Genomic DNA, 17,672 nt, shown 5'->3' with positions numbered 1-17,672 from the left:
GTCCAGGCTGGTCATCGTGCCGTCCAGGTGATCCAGGCCGGCTTCCAGGCGTTCCACCGTGGCGTTGAGGGCCGACAGGGAACTGCTCAGCTCCTTCATGGTGATGCTCAACCCGTCGAGGACGTCTTCGACCTGCTCCACGGTCTTGTCGGCCCTCAACGCCACGGTGGAACGCCTGGAAGCCGGCCTGGATCACCTGGACGGCACGATGACCAGCCTGGACGATCTGGCCAAGCGGCTGATCGTGCTGGTCGAGCCGGTGGAGGCCATCGTGGCGCGGGTCGACGACATGGTGCGGGTCGGCGAGACCATGATGTCTCCCCTGGCGATCACCGAGCACGCGGTGCGAGGTCTGGTGGACCGGCTGCGCAACCGGACCGTGCAGTAGGCGCCCGGCGGGACCTTCGATGGCCACGTTGCTGCTGCACCATTCCGCGTTCGCGGACCATCGGACCGCGCCCGGCCATCCGGAGCGACCGGACCGCTACCGCGCGGTGGCGGCGGCGCTGAGCCGGCCACAATTCGACACGCTGATGCGTGCGGAGGCCGAGCCGGCCGACCTCGCGGCGACGCGCTATGTGCACTCCAATCGCTACGTGGACGCGTTGGAAGCCGCGCGGCCCGAAGACGGTTACGTCTACCTTGACGGCGGCGACACCATGATGGAGCCCTCGACCTGGGAGACGGCGCTGCGCGGGGTCGGCGCCACGCTGCAGGCCGTGGACGCGGTGCTGGCCGGTGACGCGCAGAACGCGTTCGTCGCGTGCCGGCCGCCGGGCCACCACGCCGAGACCGAGCGCGCCATGGGTTTCTGCCTGTTCAACAACATCAGCATCGGCGCGCGGCACGCGCAGCGCAAACACGGGCTGACGCGCGTCGCCATCGTCGATTTCGACGTCCACCACGGCAACGGCACCCAGCAGATCTTCTACTCCGACCCCAGCGTGCTCTACGCGTCCACACATCAGATGCCGCTGTTCCCCGGCACCGGTGCGGTGCGAGAAACCGGGGTGGGCAACATCTTCAACGCGCCCCTTGCACCCGGTGACGGCGGGACCGAGCTGCGCGCGGCCTTCGAGGATCGGATACTACCTGCGCTGCAAGGCTTTTCGCCCGAGCTGATCATCGTGTCCGCCGGTTTCGACGCCCACGAACGCGATCCGCTCGGCTCGCTGACCATGACGGCCGACGACTTCGCCTGGGTCACCCGGGAATTGATGGCCTCGGCCGAAAGGCTGTGCGACGGGCGCCTGGTGGCGGTGCTCGAGGGCGGTTATGACCTGCAGGGCCTCACCGATTCGGTCATCGCGCACGTCGGCGAGCTGCTGAAGGGCTGAACCGACTCGCCTTCAGCGTCGATGCTCAGCGCGGGAAGTAGCGGCTGTCGTTGTCGACCGAATCGAAGATGTCCAGCGCGTGCTGGAATGGCCCCGACGTGATCCGCTGGTCGGTGGCATAGGAGTGGTCGAGCTGGAACACGACGCACAGCAGCAGACCCAGCAGCACCGCGACCGTGCTGGACACCACGACGTGACCGACGGTGCTGCCCAGCCGCAGGAAACCCGTAAATGCAACCAGCACAACCGCGCCGAAGATCAACCCCGCCCACATCAGGGGCGGGATCCGTGGCTTGGTGCCGACGATGCGTTCGTTGCGGTCGGAGGCCAATTCGCTCAACTGGTTGAGGAATTGCTGATTGATCGGCTTCGCCGCGACGTTGGGTTGCTGGCGGCCGACCGTGCGATACATCCGGGTGATCGCGGCGCGCGCGCCGTCGTTGCGCTGCTTGTTCCACTCCGGGCCGGCCACCGCGCCCGCGTATTTGCGCAACAGCTCCTGGATCTCGGTTCGCTCCGGTTCGGGCATGGCGACGGTTTGCCGGTACATCGTCGTCAGGGCCGACGCCTCAGCGGAGACGACGACCTGAGTGGACGAAAAGTGTTCCCAGGTGGCCACCACGGTGAACCCCAGCAGGGCGCCGTAGATGAAGCCGACGACGGTGAGGAACGAGGCGATCGCCGGATTGTGTTCCTTGCCGTTTCGCCGGCTCGGCAGTATGCGATTGCCCAGCCAGATGGAAGCCACCGCAATGGCGATCGCCACCGCCACGACCGAGGCCAGAAAGAGCCACAGGGGTAGTCCGGATCCGCTCACTGGTCTCCTCGGTCGACGTCGCGTCAATCAGGGTATTCGCGGGGGGCCGGCCCGGGGAGACGAATCGCGGGTTATCAGCCGCTGTTTCGCAGCGCGCTGGCGAGCCCGTTCATGGTCAGCAAAATGCCGCGCTGCACCAATTCGTCGTCGTCGCCGGAGCGGTAGCGGCGCAGCAACTCCACCTGCAGGTGATTGAGGGGCTCGAGGTAGGGGAAGCGGTTGAACACCGAACGCGCCAGCGCCGGGTTGTCGGCGAGCAGGTTGTCCTGGCCGGTGATGAGCTTGTGCATGGCGATGGTTCGCCGGTGCTCGTCGACGATCTTGTCGAACACCCGGCGCCGCAATTCCTCGTCGTCCACCAATTCGGCGTAGCGCGCCGCCAGCCCGAGGTCGCTTTTGGCCAGCACCTGGGCCAGGTTGGACAGCACGCTGCGGAAAAACGGCCAGCGCTGGTACAACTCGTGCAGGGTGTCCACCCGCTCGCTTTCGCTTTCCGGGCCGGCCGCGATCCACTGTTCGAACGCCGACCCGGTGCCATACCAGCCGGGCAGCATGACCCGCGACTGGCTCCACGCCAGCACCCAGGGGATGGCGCGCAGGTCCGAGATGGACTCGGTGGGTTTGCGTGAGGTGGGGCGGCTGCCGATGTTCAGCGAACCGATCTCGCTGACCGGCGTGGAGGCCATGAAGTAGTCGACGAAACCCGGTGTCTCGTGCACCAATTCGGCGTAGGCACGCTGGGCCAGCACGGCCACCTCGTCGAGCACCGCGTACGCCGGTTCGGCGGCGTCGCCCAGGCCCTCCACATCCAGCAGCGTGGATTCCAGCGTAGCGGCCAGCAGGCTCTCCAGGTTACGTTGGGCCGCTTGCGGTTCGGCGTACTTGGCGGCGATCACCTCACCCTGCTCGGTGAGTCGCAGCGAACCGTTCACCGCGCCCGGCGGCTGCGCCAGGATTGCCTCATAGCTCGGCCCGCCGCCGCGGCCGACGGTGCCGCCGCGACCATGGAAGAGCCGCAACCGGATTCCGGTTTTGCGGGCCACCTCCACCAGGGCCAGCTCGGCCCGGTACACCGCCCAGCTGGACGCCAGGTAGCCGCCGTCCTTGTTGGAATCGGAATACCCCAGCATCACCTCCTGGCTGTCGTCGCGGGCGGCCACCAGGGCGCGGTAGATCGGGAGTTCGAGCATGGCGTGCAGGATGGTGGCGCCGTTGTGCAGGTCGTCGATGGTCTCGAACAGCGGTGAGATGCCGACCGGGCAGTACGGCGCATCCCCGGACGCGTCGATGAGGCCGGCCTCTTTGAGCAGGATCGCGGCCTCGAGGACGTCGGAGACCGAACGACACATGGAGATCACGTAATTGGGCACGGCGGACGGTCCGTAGCGCTTGATGGCGTGCGCCGCCGCGCGCACCACGCCCAGCTCTTTGCGGGCCAGTTCGGACAACTCCGCGCGGTCACCGACCAGCGGCCGGCGGGTGGCCAGCTCGGCGGCCAGCAGCTCGACCCGGTCGTCTTCGGGCAGCGAACCGTAATCGGGGTGCACCCCGGACCACGCCAGCAGCTCGGCGACCACCTCCTCGTGCACGTCGGAGTTTTGCCGCATGTCCAGGCCACACAGGTGAAACCCGAAGACCCGCACGCCTTCTCGCAGCAGCGCCAGGCGGTCGTCGGCCAGCAGCGCGCTGCCGTGCGCGCGCAGCGACGCATCGACGGTGTCCAGGTCGGCCCGCAGCTCGCCCGGGGCGGCATACGGCGGCAACCCGAGGTCCAGCTCGTGCTGGGGTCGGCGGTCCAGGATCTCGGCGCCGGTCGCGGTGAGCCGGGCGCGGATCACCCGCACCGCGCGCCGATACGGCTCGTCGGCGCGGGCCTTCTCACCGCAGCCCTCGGCCAGTTCGGTCAGCTCGGGGCTGACCGCGACCAGGCGCGCCGACATCGACAGCTCCTGTTCCAGCGCGGTCAGTTCGGCCAGGTAGTGCGCCAGCGCGGTGAACGCGGCGTTGCCGGTGGCCTGGCGCACCACGTCGCCCGTCACGTTCGGGTTGCCGTCGCGGTCCCCGCCGATCCACGAACCGGGCTGCAGGATCGGCTGATCGAGCAGGTCCGCGTCGGGCCAGCGCTTCCGCAGCGCGTCGCGCACCTCGGCGTTGACCTGCGGGATCACCTTGAAGAACGCGGCGGCGTAGTAGCGCAGCCCCACCTCGATCTCGTCGGTGATCTGCAGCCGGGACAACCGGATCAGCGCGGTCTGCCACAGCGTGAGGACCTGGCGGCGCAACTCGCGTTCGATGTTGCGGCCGTCGTCGGTTTCTTCGTGTCCCTCGGCGCGCAGCCGCATCAGTTCGGTGATCCGGTGCTGGGTGACGAACACGGTGCGCCGGCGGGTCTCGGTGGGATGCGCGGTGATCACCGGCGCCACCACGGCACCCTTCAGCGCACCGGCGACGGTGGCCGAATTCAGTTGCGCGGAGTCGAGTTTGGCGTAGGTAGCGGCCAGGCTGCTGTCCTGCGGCGCCTCGCCGGCGGCGACGTGAATCGCCCGGCGGCGCTCGCGGTGGATGTCTTCGGCGACGTTGGCCAGCAACGCGAAGTGGCTGAACGCCCGAATGACCGGGATCGCCTGGTGGATGTCGATGCCATCGAACATCCGCGCCAGCTCCGCGCGGTCGATCTCGGAGCGCCGCACCCGAAACGATTCGACCCGGGCCCGCTCGACGAGCTCGAACACCTCGTGACCGTTCTGCTCGCGCACCGTGTCACCCAGAATGGCGCCCAGCAGCCTGATGTCGGCCCGCATCGGCTCGGTCGCCTCGCGACCCACCAGGGTGCGCTGCACGGCGCCGATCGGTTCCAGCGTGCCCTCGGATGCCTCAACCATGAGTCCCAGTATCGACGCGGTTGTCCGCGGCCGCCCGTCGGGGACCGTCCGCGGCCGTGAATCACCATGGCGCCCAGCGGGTCAGATCAGCGTGATTTAACAGGAATGACCGGCCGATCAACCGTGTTGGTTGCGGACATGTCCACCGGAATCATCCTCATGGCCCGTCCCGATGCCCCCAACCTCGTCGATGACGTGATCGCCCAAGCCCAACGAGCCCACGAGCTCGGTGTCGCGCAGGTGTGGCTGCCCCAACAGCAGAACTACGACGCGATCGCGCTCGCCGCGCTCGTCGGAGCCGCCGTGCCCGGGCTGGGCGTGGGCACCTCGGTGGTGCCGATCAATCCCCGTCACCCGCTGATCGTCGCCTCGTTGGCGCAAACGGCGCAGGCCGCCGCGCACGGCAACTTCAGCCTGGGGCTGGGACTGGGTGCCCGCCAGGTGGAACGCCCGGCCTTCGGCACCGACTTTCCCAACACCATCACCCGGCTGCGCGAGCACCTGACGATCCTGGCGTCGGTGTTCAACAGCGGCGGCGTCGACTTTCACGGCAGCGAACTGCACGCCAGCCCCACCTGGCCGGTGCGGGTGCCCGGCGGCACACCGATCCCGGTGTATGTGGCGGCGATGGGCCCCAAGGCGCTGCGGGTCACGGGCGAACTGGCCGACGGCACACTGCCGTATCTGGCCGGGCCCCGCACCATCGAAGAATTCATCGTGCCCGAGATCACCAAGGCGGCGGCCGGGGCGGGCCGCCCGGCACCGCGCGTCATCGCCGCGGTGCCCGTGCTGTTGTCCGACGACGTCGACGGCGCTCGCGGCGCCGCCGCCCAGCAGCTGAGTTTTTATGAGGCCATCCCGTCGTATCGCAACGTGATCGCCCGGGAAGGCCTCGCCAGTGTCGTCGACCTCGCCGCGATCGGGCCCGAGGAGTCCGTAACCCGCCAGTTGCGCCGTTACCGTGACGCCGGAGCCACCGACATCGTGCTCAGCCCGCTGGACCGCTCCGACGCGGTCGACCGCGAAGCGCTGTGGAGGCTCACCGCCGCGCTGTGACCGCGCGGGACACGCGCGCCGTCAGCGATATTTGATCATCAGCGCCATGCCGATGATGCACACCAGCCAGATGGCGGTGATGAAATACGTCAGCCGGTCCAGGTTCTTCTCCACCACCGTGGAGCCGGACAGGCTGGACTGCACGCCGCCACCGAACAGCGTGGACAGGCCGCCACCCTTGGCGCGGTGCAGCAGCACCAGCAGCACCACCAGGATGCTGGTGACGACCAGGGTGATCTGCAAAGCCAACTGCATGACGGCCAGCCTACCTGGGCGAAGCCGTGCTCAAGGAAGAGGCCCGCCGGCGGCGATCGCCGCCAGCGTGGCGAACTGCTCGCCGTCCAGGGAGGCGCCGCCGACCAGTCCGCCGTCGATGTCGTCGCCGGCGATCAGCTCGCCGATGTTCTTGGCGTTCACCGATCCGCCGTAGAGCACCCGCACCGAGTCGGCGACCTCCGGCGAGGCGAGGGACGCCAACTGTTCGCGGATCGCCTTGCAGACCTCCTGAGCGTCGGCGGCGCTGGCCACCCGTCCGGTGCCGATCGCCCACACCGGCTCGTAGGCGATGACGACCTTGGCGATCTGCTCGGCCGACAACCCGGCCAGCGACTCACGCACCTGCTTCTCGCAATGGCTGACATGCTCGCCGGCCTCACGGATGTCGAGGTGCTCGCCCACGCACACGATCGGGGTCAGCTCGTGCTTGAGCGCCGCGGCGGCCTTGGCGGCCACCACCGCGTCGTCCTCGTGGTGGTAGGTCCGCCGCTCGGAGTGCCCGACGACGACGAACGTGCAGCCCAGCTTGGCCAGGAAGGCGCCGCTGATGTCGCCGGTGTAGGCACCCGAGTCGTGTTCGGACAGGTCCTGGGCGCCGTAGGTCAACCGCAGCTTGTCCCCGTCGACCAGGGTCTGCACGCTGCGCAGATCCGTGAACGGCGGTAGCACCGTGACGTCGACCTTGTCGTAGTACTTGTCCGGCAACGCGAACGCGATCTTTTGCACCAGCGCGATGGCCTCGAAGTGGTTGAGGTTCATCTTCCAGTTGCCGGCGATCAGCGGTTTGCGGCTCACGACTCTGGGGCCTTTCTAGTTGTGGTCGGGCTGGGGTCGACTCAACACCTCGATACCCGGAAGCGTCTTGCCCTCAAGGTATTCCAGCGACGCTCCCCCACCGGTCGAGATGTGCGAGAAGTCGCCCTCTGGGATGCCCAGTGCGCGCACCGCGGCCGCGGAGTCCCCGCCGCCCACCACGCTGAACGCGCCCTTGCCGGTGGCCGCGGCGATCGCCTCGGCGACGCCCTTGGTGCCCGCGGCGAAGGCGGGGAATTCGAAGACGCCCATCGGCCCGTTCCAGAACACGGTTTGGGCGTTGGACAGCAACGTGGTGAACCGTTTGACCGAGCCCGGGCCGATGTCCAGGCCCATCACGTCGTCCGGGATGGCGTCGGCCGCGACGGTCTGCGATGTCGCGTCGGCGGCGAACTTGTCGCCCACCACGATGTCCACCGGCAGCCGCAACACGTCGACGTAGGTGTCCAGCAGCCCGCGGCAGGTGTCCACCATCTCGGTCTCCAGCAGCGACTTGCCGACCGAGAAACCTTGCGCGGCAAGGAAAGTGAAGCACATGCCGCCGCCGATGACGATGCTGTCGGCCTTGGTGGCCAGCGATTCGATGACGCCGAGCTTGTCGGACACCTTCGACCCGCCGAGCACCACCGCGTAGGGGCGTTTGGTGGAGCTGGTCAACTGCTCCAGCACGGCGATCTCCTCGGCCACCAGCGTGCCAGCGTAGTGCGGCAGCAGGGTGGCGATGTCGTACACCGAGGCCTGCTTGCGGTGCACCACGCCGAAGCCGTCGGAGACGAAAGCCCCTGTCGGACCGACCAATTCGGCCAGCTGGCGGGCCAGCGCCAGGCGTTCGCCGTCGTCTTTGCTGGTTTCGCGGGCGTCGAAGCGGATGTTCTCCAGCAGCAGGACGTCGCCGTCGGTCAGGCCCTCGGCGCGGGCCAGCGCGTCGGTGCCCACGACGTCGCCGGCCAGTTGGACGTGCCGGCCGAGTTGCTCACCGAGCGCGGCGGCGACGGGCGCCAGCGACAGCTTCGGGTCGGCTCCGTCCTTGGGCCGGCCGAGGTGCGCGGTGATCACCACCTTAGCGCCCGCCTCGACCAACGCCTGCAGCGTCGGCACCGAGGCGGTGATGCGGCCGGCGTCGGTGATATTCCCGTCGTCCAGCGGCACGTTCAGGTCCGAGCGCACCAGCACGCCGCGTCCGGAAACCCCCTCGGCGAGAAGGTCTTTCAGGGTGTGGACGGCCACGGTTTACAGCGACTTGCCGACCAGGGCGACCAGGTCGACGAGGCGGTTGGAGTAACCCCATTCGTTGTCGTACCAGGAGACGACCTTCGCCTGGTTGTCGATCACCTTGGTCAGACCCGAGTCGAAGATCGAGCTGTGCGGGTCGGTGACGATGTCGCTGGAGACGATCGGGGCGTCGTAGTACTTCAGGATGCCCTTGAGCTTGCCCTCGGCCGCGGCCTTGAACGCGGCGTTGATGTCCTCGGCGCTGACCGACTTGGACAGCTCGGCGGTGAGGTCGGTGACCGAGCCGGTGGGGATCGGCACCCGCAGCGCGTAGCCGTCCAGCTTGCCCTTCAGTTCCGGCAGCACTAGGCCGATGGCCTTGGCCGCGCCGGTGGAGGTCGGCACGATGTTCAGCGCGGCGGCGCGGGCCCGGCGCAGGTCCTTGTGCGGCCCGTCCTGCAGGTTCTGGTCCTGGGTGTAGGCGTGGATGGTGGTCATCAGGCCCTTGACGATGCCGAACTCGTCGTTGAGGACCTTGGCCAGCGGCCCCAGGCAGTTGGTGGTGCACGAGGCGTTGGAGATGATGTTCTGGCTGCCGTCGTACTTGTCGTCGTTGACGCCCAGCACGATGGTGATGTCCTCGTCGGTGGCGGGCGCGGAGATGATCACCTTCTTGGCGCCGGCGTCCAGGTGCCCCTTGGCCTTGGCGGCGTTGGTGAAGATGCCGGTGGACTCGACGACGACGTCGACGCCCAGGTCGCCCCAGGGCAGCGCCGCCGGGCCTTCCTTGACCTCGAGCGCCTTGATCTTCTTGTTGCCGACGACGATGGTGTCGTCGCCCTCGAGGCTGACGTCGTGCGGCAGCCGACCCAGGATGGAGTCGAATTTCAGCAGGTGCGCCAGGCTGGCGTTGTCGGTCAGGTCGTTGACGGCGACCACCTCGATATCCGCGGTGCCCTGCTCCTGTTGAGCCAGCAAGGCCCGGTAGAAGTTCCGCCCGATGCGACCGAAGCCGTTGATACCTACTCGGACCGTCACTTGTCTCTCCTGTCGTCTTTCTTTCCGGTGTCCGCTGATTTGCGCTCGTCGCCAGCCTAGATCAGGGGCGGCTACCATTGCCGCGCTGGTATATCACCCGTGACCTCGGCCACACGCGGTCCGGTTAGCGGCCACGCTTGCGCAGCCATCCCAGCGCCGCCCCGGCGGCGTAGTACCCACACAGGCCGTGGATGCCGGCTCCCGGCGGCGTCGATTGCGAGCACAGGTAGACGCCGGGCACCCCGGTCGCGTACGGGTTGACCGAGACGCGCGGCCGCAGGATGACCTGGAGCCCGTCGTTGGCGCCGCCGATGATGTCGCCGCCGATGTAGTTGGGGTTGTAGGCCGCCAGGTCGGCGGTGCCGGTGCTCACGGTCGCGACGATGCGGTCGCGGAATCCCGGGGCGAACCGCTCGATCTGGTCGGTGATGATTTCGGTGGCGTCGCCGGTGTAGCCGAATGGCACGTGAGCGTAGGCGTAGATCGGGTTGATATTGCCCGCCGAGCGCGACGGGTCGGCCAGGTATTGCTGCCCGAGGATGATGAACGGCCGCCGGTACATCCGTCCTTGCGCCCGCTCGCGTTCGCTGTGCGCGATCTCGGCGAATGTCCCGCCCAGATGCACGGTGCCGGCGCGACCGCAGTCGGGACTGGTCCACGGGATGTCGCCCTGGACGGCGTAGTCGACCTTGAATGCCGACGAGCCCTGGCGGTACCGCTCATACGATCGCTTGATCCGCGCGGGCATGGCGTCGCCGTAGATCTGCAGTGCCGCGGCGGGGGTCAGGTCGAGCATGACGATGTCGGCGTCGGGAATGTCTTTGCGGCTGGTCACGGTGACGCCGGTGGTGATCGCGGCGCCGTGCTCGGCCAGCACGGCTGCCAGCGCCGCGATGATCGACCCCGATCCGCCCTCAGCCACCGGCCAGCCGTAGTGGTGCCCGCTGGCCATGAACATCAGCGCCATCGCGGCCGTCAGTGGCCGGTCCAGCCGGGTGTAGGCGTGCGCGGCCTGGCCGCCGTACAGCGCGCGTACGCGCTCGGTGCGAAACCAGCGAGCCAGCACCGTGGCCGGCAGCACCGCGCGCGGTCCGAAGGCAGCAAGCCGGATGGGGTGTTGCGGAAGATGCAGGACCGGGCGCATCAGGTCTTGGCACAGCTCGTCGAAGCCGGCGGCGAGATCGCCCACCGCGAGCCGCCACCGCCGTCCGTCGGCGCCCATTTCGGCCACGGTTCGGTCCATCGAGCGATACAGCGACCCCGCGGTGCCGTCGTCGAGCGGGTGCGCGCAGTCGATCTCCGGCCATTTCCAGGTCAGTCCATATCGACTCAGGCCGATCTCGTCCCAGAACGGTGAACCCACCGCCATCGGATGCGCCGCCGCGCAGACGTCGTGGATCACCCCGGGCACCGTCAGCTCGGCCGAGCGCGCTCCCCCGCCGACGGTCTCGCGCGCCTCGAGCACCTGCACGTCGACGCCGTCGCGGGCGAGTCGGATGGCCGCGGCCAGGCCGTTGGGCCCGGCGCCGACGACGACGGCCTTACGCATGGACCGTCGTGACGTGGACGGGGTAGTCGTCGCCGGGCTCGGGCCAGGGCTGCCGGCTCAGCATGTCCGCGACGTCGACGTAGCCCTCTTCGACGAGGCCGGTCTTGGCGTCGACGATGCGGTAGGCCTGCGTCTGGCGCTGGATCGGCTGGGCTTCCAGGATGATCACCCGCACGTCGCCCTCGTCGAAGTCGCAGCGGCGCTGCACGGCGGCCAGCAGCTGCTCGTTGTGCAGGTGGCCTTCGCCGAAGTTCCACCCGATCAGCGGTCCGGCGATGATTTCGCCGTCGCGCAGCAGGTAGTCGGCCTCGTCGGCGCCGTCGGGCAGGGCGCGGGACACCAGCCCGCCCAGCGCCCGGCCGTGGGTGTGCATGGACCGCCACCCCATCAACTTGTCGATCATGAGCTCGGCGGTCTGCGGATCATAAAGGCGGCTAAGCTGATTGGGTGCCAGCGCCGACGCCTTGGTGATGTTCGCCTCGATCTTGTCCTCGGCGCCCTTGCGCAGGCACCAGGTGCTGGTCGCCCAGTTGCCCGCGTAGTAGCGCATCGCCGGCAGGAACGAAACCTGTTGCGGGAACATGTTTCCCACGATCGGCACCACCGCCAGCGCGACGATCAGGATGATCAGCAGCAGCGGTGAACTCAGGCCGGTGGCCGTGACACCGGCGTAATGGCCGAACAAATAGAACAGCGAAAAGATGAAGAAGACGTTCCACTCCAACGGCACCCCCATCGGAATGGTGGAGGTGATGTTGAGGTGGAACAGCACCATGAAGCCGATCAGGAACCACGCCCACCGGTGACCGTCGGCGAACAACACCAGGACCAGCGGAACCAGAAATTCGGCCGTCGTCCCGCCGACATGGGCCATGACCTTCGGTATCCACGACGGCCGCAGGTCGTCGACCGGGTCGAGGTAGAGCCGTCGCTTGAACCAGTTGAACGCCCGGCTGCGCAGCAAGGGGCTGTTGCTCATCATGACCGCCACGACGTACGGGAAGTGGTGGTTGAGCTTGGATGTCGCCGCGCCCCACCACAGCGCCAGCATGATGATCTTGAAGGCGGCGATCTGGTCGGTGAACCCGAAGAAGAACACCAGCAGCGTCAGCCCGTAGTGCTCGCCGCGCGCCGCCAGGAAGACGGTCTTGTCCCGCAGCCCCAGCAGCGCGAGCGCGACGATCGCTGGCACCACCAGCCACGGATCGATCAGGCCGACGTCGCCCGCGGGCGCCGCCGGCCCGCCCCGCCCCGGTGAGAGCAGCGCCCAGACGCCGGAGCCCAGCACGACGAGATACAGCGCCACATCGGCCACCGTTCGGCTGTCGCCGCGGGTGAACGGCACCTTGTCCGGCCAGGCCGGCAGCCGAATGGTGTTGGGCCGCAACCAATACAGGAACCCGCCGAACGGCGGCCAGAACCGCGCGGTCAGCGGCCCCGAGCCGCAGCCCAGGCCCAGGATCTCGAACAGCAGCGTGAAGATGACCAGCTTCTGGTAGACGATCGGCTGCGTCCACCAGTCGGTGAGGTGGCCCAGCCCGCCCAGCCCCGGCGTCAGGGAGATCACCGCGGCGGCGCCGGCGGCGTACCCGGCGATCTTGAAGAGGTAGAACAGATAGACCGCGTACGGCGAACCGAAGCCGTGTTCGACCCAATGGCGGGTCATGATCTGGCGCCTCGTCGAACGCGGCAGGCTGAGCCACGTCTGCGGGTCGACGTCGGGAAACTCTGGAGCCATGAATCCCATGGGCGGCCTCGTTCCTGTCTAGAAACCAGCTGGCCCATTGAATGTATCGGCACCGCCACGCGGGTGCGCCGCACTGTGCGCCTCAGCGCTGCGCGTCAACCACCCGATCGACCGCCCTACGGCGAGAACTGTTGCGGGAAGCGATGATTCAGCGCAGGCCCGACGCGGACCGGCGAGCCACCGGGCGTGCCTGCGGCGCGGCGGCACCCGCCGTCCGGCGGACGAATCGGCGCCGCAGTTTGTCGATCAGCGCGTCCAGGGTCCGCCGATCCTGCTCGGCGATGCGCGCCAGACGGCGGTAGTTCGCCACGGCGTCCAGGTCGCCCCGCGCCTCCGCCGTGCCGATTTTGCGCTGATACTCGTCGATGCGCTGATCGATGAGGCCGCGCCGGCCGGCGAGCAGTCGGACGAAGTAATCGGCCTGCAGCTCGTCCGCGGTGCCCGGCGCGGCGAGCGCACCGGCGGCCGGTGCGGGCCGTGACGTTTCCTGACCCGGGCGGGCTGATTCCGCGCGGACCGCGGCGGGGTGGGCGCGGCGCCCGCGCCGGTCCCGGGTGCCGGCCGATCTGCGGGTGGCACTCGAGCGGGCGCCACGCTCGTGAGACAGACCGGCTACGTCCATCGGGTCCCCTTTACTCGAGGATTACTTAGGGCGCCGTAACAATAGCGCCCCGACCCGGCCCACACCATATGCCCGGTTGCGCAATGGGCGAAACACCGTGACAGCAACCGAGGCCCGGTCGCTACCATCGAGGGACTCGACTCGGCGAAGCGGCCCAGTGCGAGCGTCAAGGAGGGAACGTGACCGACAACGGCAACCCCGACGGCGGGGATATCGGCAAATTCGACCCCGGCTTGACCCAGCGCCTGATGGCGGTGATGCGCCCCGTTCTCAAGACCTATTTCCGGTCCGAGGTGCACGGACTGGAGGCGTTCCCGCCCGGTGGAGCCCTGGTGGTCGGCAACCACTCCGGCGGCATGTTCCCGATGGACGTTCCGATCTTCAGCGTCCACTTCTACGACAAACTCGGCTACGACCGGCCGGTCTACACGCTGAGCCACGACATCCTGATGACCGGACCCACCGCGGAATTCTTCCGGCGCACCGGATACATCAGGGCCAATCGGGAGAACGCGGCAGCGGCGCTGCGTTCCGGCGGGGTGGTGATCGTGTTCCCCGGCGGCGACTACGACGCCTACCGGCCCACCCTGTCGGAGAACGTCATCGACTTCAACGGCCGCAAGGGCTACATCCGCACGGCGATCGAAGCCGGCGTGCCCATCGTGCCGGCGGTGTCGATCGGCGGGCAGGAGACGCAGTTCTATTTGACCCGCGGCACCTGGCTGGCCGAGCGGCTGGGCATTAAACGCTTGCTGCGCAGCGCGATTCTGCCGTTGTCGTTCGGCTTCCCCTTCGGCCTGAGTGCGGTCATTCCGCCGAATTTGCCGCTGCCCACCAAGATCGTGACGCAGGTGCTCCCGCCCATCGACATCGCCAAGCAGTTCGGCGACGACCCGGATGTGGACGAGGTCGACGAGCATGTGCGGTCGGTGATGCAGGACGCCCTGACCGAACTCGCCGCCAAGCGTCGCTTCCCGATCCTGGGCTGAACCATGGCGAATCCACTGAGCGAGACCCTGGGCCTGGTCAGCACGCTGAGCCGCGCCGGCATGATCGCGCCGATGCGGCCCGACCGCTACTTCAAGATGGCGGCGGCCATGCGCCGCGAAGGCATGGGCATGACGGTGGGCTTCGCCAGCGCGGCGCAGCGCTGCCCGGACCGTCCCGGCCTGATCGACGAACTCGGCACGCTGACCTGGCGCGAGCTCGACGAACGGATCAACGCGTTCGGCGCCGCGCTGCAACACTTGCCCGCGGGTCAGCCGAAAGTCGTGGGCATCATGTGCCGCAACCACCGCGGCTTCGTGGAGGCGGTGGTGGCCACCAACCGGATCGGCTCCGACGTCGTGCTGCTCAACACGTCGTTCGCCGGGCCGGCGCTTGCCGAGGTGGTCAACCGCGAGGGCGTCGACGCCGTGGTTTACGACGAGGAATTCACCCCAACCGTGGACCGCGCGCTGGCCGACAGGCCGAACGCCAGCCGCATCGTGGCCTGGACCGATGGGCAACACGAGCTCACCGTCGAGAAGCTGATCGCCGAGTACGCCGGGCAACGGCCCCAGCGGTCGGGCCGCAAGGGCAGGATGATCCTGCTTACCTCCGGCACCACCGGAACTCCCAAGGGCGCCAACCAAACCGGTGGCAACGCCGGAATCGGCACGCTCAAGGCGATTTTGGACCGCACGCCATGGCGGGCCGAGGAGAAGATCGTGATCGTGGCGCCGATGTTCCACGCCTGGGGCTTCTCCCAGTTGATCTTCGCCGCGTCCATGGCCTGCACGGTGATCACCCGGCGCAAGTTCGACCCCGAGGCCACGCTGGACCTCATCGACCGCCATCAGGCGACCGGGCTCGCCGTGGTGCCGGTGATGTTCGACCGCATCATGGAGCTGCCCGCCGAGGTGCGGCGCCGCTACAGCGGGCGGTCGCTGCGGTTCGCCGCGGCGTCGGGTTCGCGGATGCGACCGGACGTGGTCATCGCGTTCATGGACGCGTTCGGCGACGTGATCTACAACAACTACAACGCCACCGAGGCGGGCATGATCGCGACCGCCACCCCGGAGGACCTGCGGGCCGCGCCCGACACCGCGGGCCGGCCCGCCGGCGGGACTGAAATCCGGATCCTGGACCCGGAATTCAACGAACTGCCCACCGGTGAGGTCGGCAGCATCTACGTGCGCAACAACACCCAGTTCGAGGGCTACACCTCGGGGAGTACCAAGGACTTTCACGCCGGGTTCATGTCGTCGGGCGACGTGGGATACCTCGACGAGGCGGGGCGCCTGTTCGTCGTCGGCCGCGACGACGAAATGATCGTCTCCGGTGGCGAGAACGTGTACCCGATCGAGGTGGAGAAGACGCTGGCGGCACATCCCGACGTGGCGGAGGCGGCGGTGATCGGCGTCGACGACGAACAATACGGGCAGCGGCTGGCGGCCTTCGTGGTGCTCGAGCCCGGCGCCGCGCTCGACGCGGGCGCCGCGCCCGAGGCGCTCAAGCAGCACGTGCGGGAGAACCTGGCCAACTACAAGATCCCGCGCGAGATCACGGTGCTGGACGAACTTCCCCGCGGCAGCACCGGCAAGATCCTGCGCGCCGATTTGCAAGCGCGGGTGACCGGCTGATGCGGCTCGCCCGGACCCTGCGGAAACCCCGGCCACTCGCGCGGGCCGCGCTCGAATTGGCCAACGCCGCCAACGGATTACGCCCGCTGGCCCGCAAGGGCTACAGCACCGTCCTGGTTTTCTGGTTCGGCTGGCCGGCCTCCGAGGTGCCGGGCGTGTACTTCTCCGCCTCGCTGCTCGATGCGCTGCGGCGGGGGCGGCGCGGCGACTTCGCGGGGCGGCGCGGCAAGGCGGCGCTGGCGCTGACGGCGGCGTCCTGGGCCATCTTGGCGGTGATCAAGTACCGGGGGGTCACCACCCCGGGCCCGGTGCTGGAGGCCGGGCTGCGCGAGGAACTCGGCGACGACTACGAAGAGGCGCTGGCCAAGCTGCCCCAGACGGAACCGCGGCGCAGCGGGCGGCGCATGCTGCCGCTGGGCAACACCGTGGCCCGCCGCCGGTACGTCGAGAAGACCAACGTGGTGTCCTACGGTCCCCACGGCCGCGCGAACCTCGCTGACATCTGGCGCCGCCACGACCTGCCGCGGGACGGAAAGGCGCCGGTGCTGCTGCAGGTGCCCGGCGGCGCCTGGGTGATCGGCATGCGCCGCCCCCAGGCCTATCCGCTGATGAGCCACCTGGCCGCCCGCGGCTGGGTGTGCGTGTCGATCGGCTACCGGGTGTCGCCGCGGCACACCTGGCCCGACCACATCGTCGACGTCAAACGGGCGTTGGCGTGGGTCAAGGAGAACATCTCCCGTTACGGCGGGGATCCCAACTTCGTGGCGATCACCGGCGGATCCGCGGGCGGCCACCTGTGTTCGCTGGCCGCCCTGACGCCCAACGACCCGAAGTTCCAGCCGGGGTTCGAGGACGCCGACACCTCGGTGGTGGCCGCGGTGCCGGTGTACGGGCGCTACGACTGGTTCTCCACCGAGGGCGAGGGCCGGCGCGAATTCGTCGACCTGCTCCAAAAGTTCGTCGTCAAAAAGAAATTCACCACACACCGCGACATCTACGTCGATGCCTCACCGATCCGGCGGCTGCGCGCCGACGCGCCGCCGTTCTTCGTGTTGCACGGCCACGACGATTCGCTCATCCCGGTCGGTGAGGCCGAGGAGTTCGTCGAGGAACTGCGCGCGGTATCCAAGAACCCGGTCGCCTACGCCGAATTGCCGCACGCCCAGCACGCTTTCGACATCTTCAGCTCGCCGCGGGCGCATCGGTCCGCGGAGGCCGTTGCGCGATTCCTGTCGTGGGTGTACGCGACGAATCCGCCCGAGCGCGACTGAGAGCGGTCTGCCGCCGCCCGCGGGCGATATTCCGGATACCGAAAGCGCATACGAAATCCCTTGGTTCACTGCGGTTTCAGGCGTCACAACGCGGGGTTTTTTGTCGGTGGGCATCGTTAGTTTGGCGGTGTGAGTGATGAGCAGGATGTCGAGGCGGCGTTCGACGCGCTCGATGCCGCCTGGGATCAGGTCTGCGCGCTGAACGTCGACGCGCTGAAGCCGCGCCAGCAGTTGGCGGTGTTGGCGCGCTGCGAGAAGCAGCGCCGGCGCATCCCGGCCGTCGAGCACCCCGTGATCAATTCCCTGGCCCGCCAGGCACCCTCCCCGGAACTCGGCGGCACAGCAGTCCAGGCCATCGCCGAGGCGACCCTGATCAGCCGCGCCGAAGCCGCCCGCCGCCTCAACGAGGCACGCGATCTGGGCCCGCG

At 68.5% G+C, this 17,672-nt stretch carries 15 protein-coding genes and 1 pseudogene; 7 read left to right on the top strand and 9 right to left on the bottom strand.

From position 1 onward, the window contains the following. Positions 1-61: 61 nt before the first annotated feature. Positions 62-388: pseudogene (locus A5622_RS06355) on the top strand (ATPase); the annotation flags it as partial. A gap of 19 nt (positions 389-407) precedes the next feature. Next, the gene (locus A5622_RS06350) at positions 408-1,337 is read left to right on the top strand and encodes a histone deacetylase family protein (protein ID WP_066864500.1); all 930 of its coding nucleotides are present in this window, start codon (positions 408-410) and stop codon (positions 1,335-1,337) included. A gap of 25 nt (positions 1,338-1,362) precedes the next feature. On the opposite strand, the gene A5622_RS06345 is transcribed toward A5622_RS06350, so the two are convergent. Beyond that, positions 1,363-2,154, bottom strand: a complete 792-nt coding sequence (locus A5622_RS06345; RefSeq protein ID WP_066877360.1) for a DUF4239 domain-containing protein — start codon at positions 2,152-2,154, stop codon at positions 1,363-1,365. Positions 2,155-2,228: 74 nt separating this feature from the next. Further along, entirely contained in the window at positions 2,229-5,036 is a 2,808-nt protein-coding gene (ppc, locus tag A5622_RS06340; protein WP_066877358.1) for a phosphoenolpyruvate carboxylase, read from the bottom strand. Between the two features lie 138 nt (positions 5,037-5,174). On the opposite strand from ppc, the gene A5622_RS06335 reads away from it, so the two are divergent. Then, entirely contained in the window at positions 5,175-6,092 is a 918-nt protein-coding gene (locus A5622_RS06335) for an LLM class F420-dependent oxidoreductase (RefSeq protein ID WP_066877362.1), read from the top strand. 21 nt (positions 6,093-6,113) lie between these two features. Here the strand turns inward: A5622_RS06335 and secG are convergent, their stop codons facing one another. From secG to A5622_RS06300, 7 genes are all read right to left on the bottom strand, one after another. Beyond that, on the bottom strand, positions 6,114-6,347 hold the full coding sequence (gene secG / locus A5622_RS06330; RefSeq protein ID WP_066864507.1) for a preprotein translocase subunit SecG: 234 nt from the start codon (positions 6,345-6,347) through the stop codon (positions 6,114-6,116). A 30-nt stretch (positions 6,348-6,377) separates the two neighbouring features. Next, on the bottom strand, positions 6,378-7,163 hold the full coding sequence (gene tpiA, locus A5622_RS06325) for a triose-phosphate isomerase (protein WP_066877356.1): 786 nt from the start codon (positions 7,161-7,163) through the stop codon (positions 6,378-6,380). A 15-nt stretch (positions 7,164-7,178) separates the two neighbouring features. Then, positions 7,179-8,408: a phosphoglycerate kinase gene (pgk, locus tag A5622_RS06320; RefSeq protein ID WP_066877354.1), complete on the bottom strand. Its 1,230-nt coding sequence runs from the start codon at positions 8,406-8,408 to the stop codon at positions 7,179-7,181. Between the two features lie 3 nt (positions 8,409-8,411). Further along, positions 8,412-9,431, bottom strand: coding sequence for a type I glyceraldehyde-3-phosphate dehydrogenase (gene gap, locus A5622_RS06315; protein WP_066864516.1), 1,020 nt, complete (start codon positions 9,429-9,431; stop codon positions 8,412-8,414). Between the two features lie 124 nt (positions 9,432-9,555). After that, positions 9,556-10,980 (bottom strand): NAD(P)/FAD-dependent oxidoreductase, encoded by a 1,425-nt coding sequence (locus A5622_RS06310; protein WP_066877352.1) that lies wholly within the window; start codon positions 10,978-10,980, stop codon positions 9,556-9,558. Next, positions 10,973-12,727 carry a DUF3556 domain-containing protein gene (locus A5622_RS06305; protein WP_066877350.1) on the bottom strand — a complete coding sequence of 585 codons (1,755 nt, stop codon included), beginning with the start codon at positions 12,725-12,727 and terminating at the stop codon, positions 10,973-10,975. The genes A5622_RS06310 and A5622_RS06305 overlap by 8 nt, the downstream gene beginning before the upstream one ends. A gap of 148 nt (positions 12,728-12,875) precedes the next feature. Next, positions 12,876-13,349 carry a hypothetical protein gene (locus tag A5622_RS06300; RefSeq protein WP_231997704.1) on the bottom strand — a complete coding sequence of 158 codons (474 nt, stop codon included), beginning with the start codon at positions 13,347-13,349 and terminating at the stop codon, positions 12,876-12,878. Positions 13,350-13,597: 248 nt separating this feature from the next. Here A5622_RS06300 and A5622_RS06295 point away from each other — a divergent pair, with 248 nt between their 5' ends. From A5622_RS06295 to A5622_RS06280, 4 genes are all read left to right on the top strand, one after another. After that, complete coding sequence (locus tag A5622_RS06295) at positions 13,598-14,338, top strand: lysophospholipid acyltransferase family protein (RefSeq protein WP_231997706.1); 741 nt, start codon at positions 13,598-13,600, stop codon at positions 14,336-14,338. 3 nt (positions 14,339-14,341) lie between these two features. After that, positions 14,342-15,973 carry an acyl-CoA ligase FadD12 gene (gene fadD12, locus A5622_RS06290; RefSeq protein ID WP_066864525.1) on the top strand — a complete coding sequence of 544 codons (1,632 nt, stop codon included), beginning with the start codon at positions 14,342-14,344 and terminating at the stop codon, positions 15,971-15,973. Next, on the top strand, positions 15,973-17,244 hold the full coding sequence (locus A5622_RS06285; RefSeq protein WP_066877348.1) for an alpha/beta hydrolase: 1,272 nt from the start codon (positions 15,973-15,975) through the stop codon (positions 17,242-17,244). The genes fadD12 and A5622_RS06285 overlap by 1 nt, the downstream gene beginning before the upstream one ends. Positions 17,245-17,373: 129 nt before the next feature. Then, the coding region (locus A5622_RS06280; RefSeq protein ID WP_156752865.1) for a DUF222 domain-containing protein at positions 17,374-17,672 on the top strand (299 nt) is incomplete at its 3' end.

It is taken from the genome of Mycobacterium sp. 1245801.1 (assembly GCF_001673055.1).
Classification (GTDB): Bacteria; Actinomycetota; Actinomycetes; order Mycobacteriales; family Mycobacteriaceae; genus Mycobacterium; species Mycobacterium europaeum_A.
Note: the sequence above shows the minus strand (reverse complement) of the source record. Positions and strands in the feature narration are given on the sequence as shown.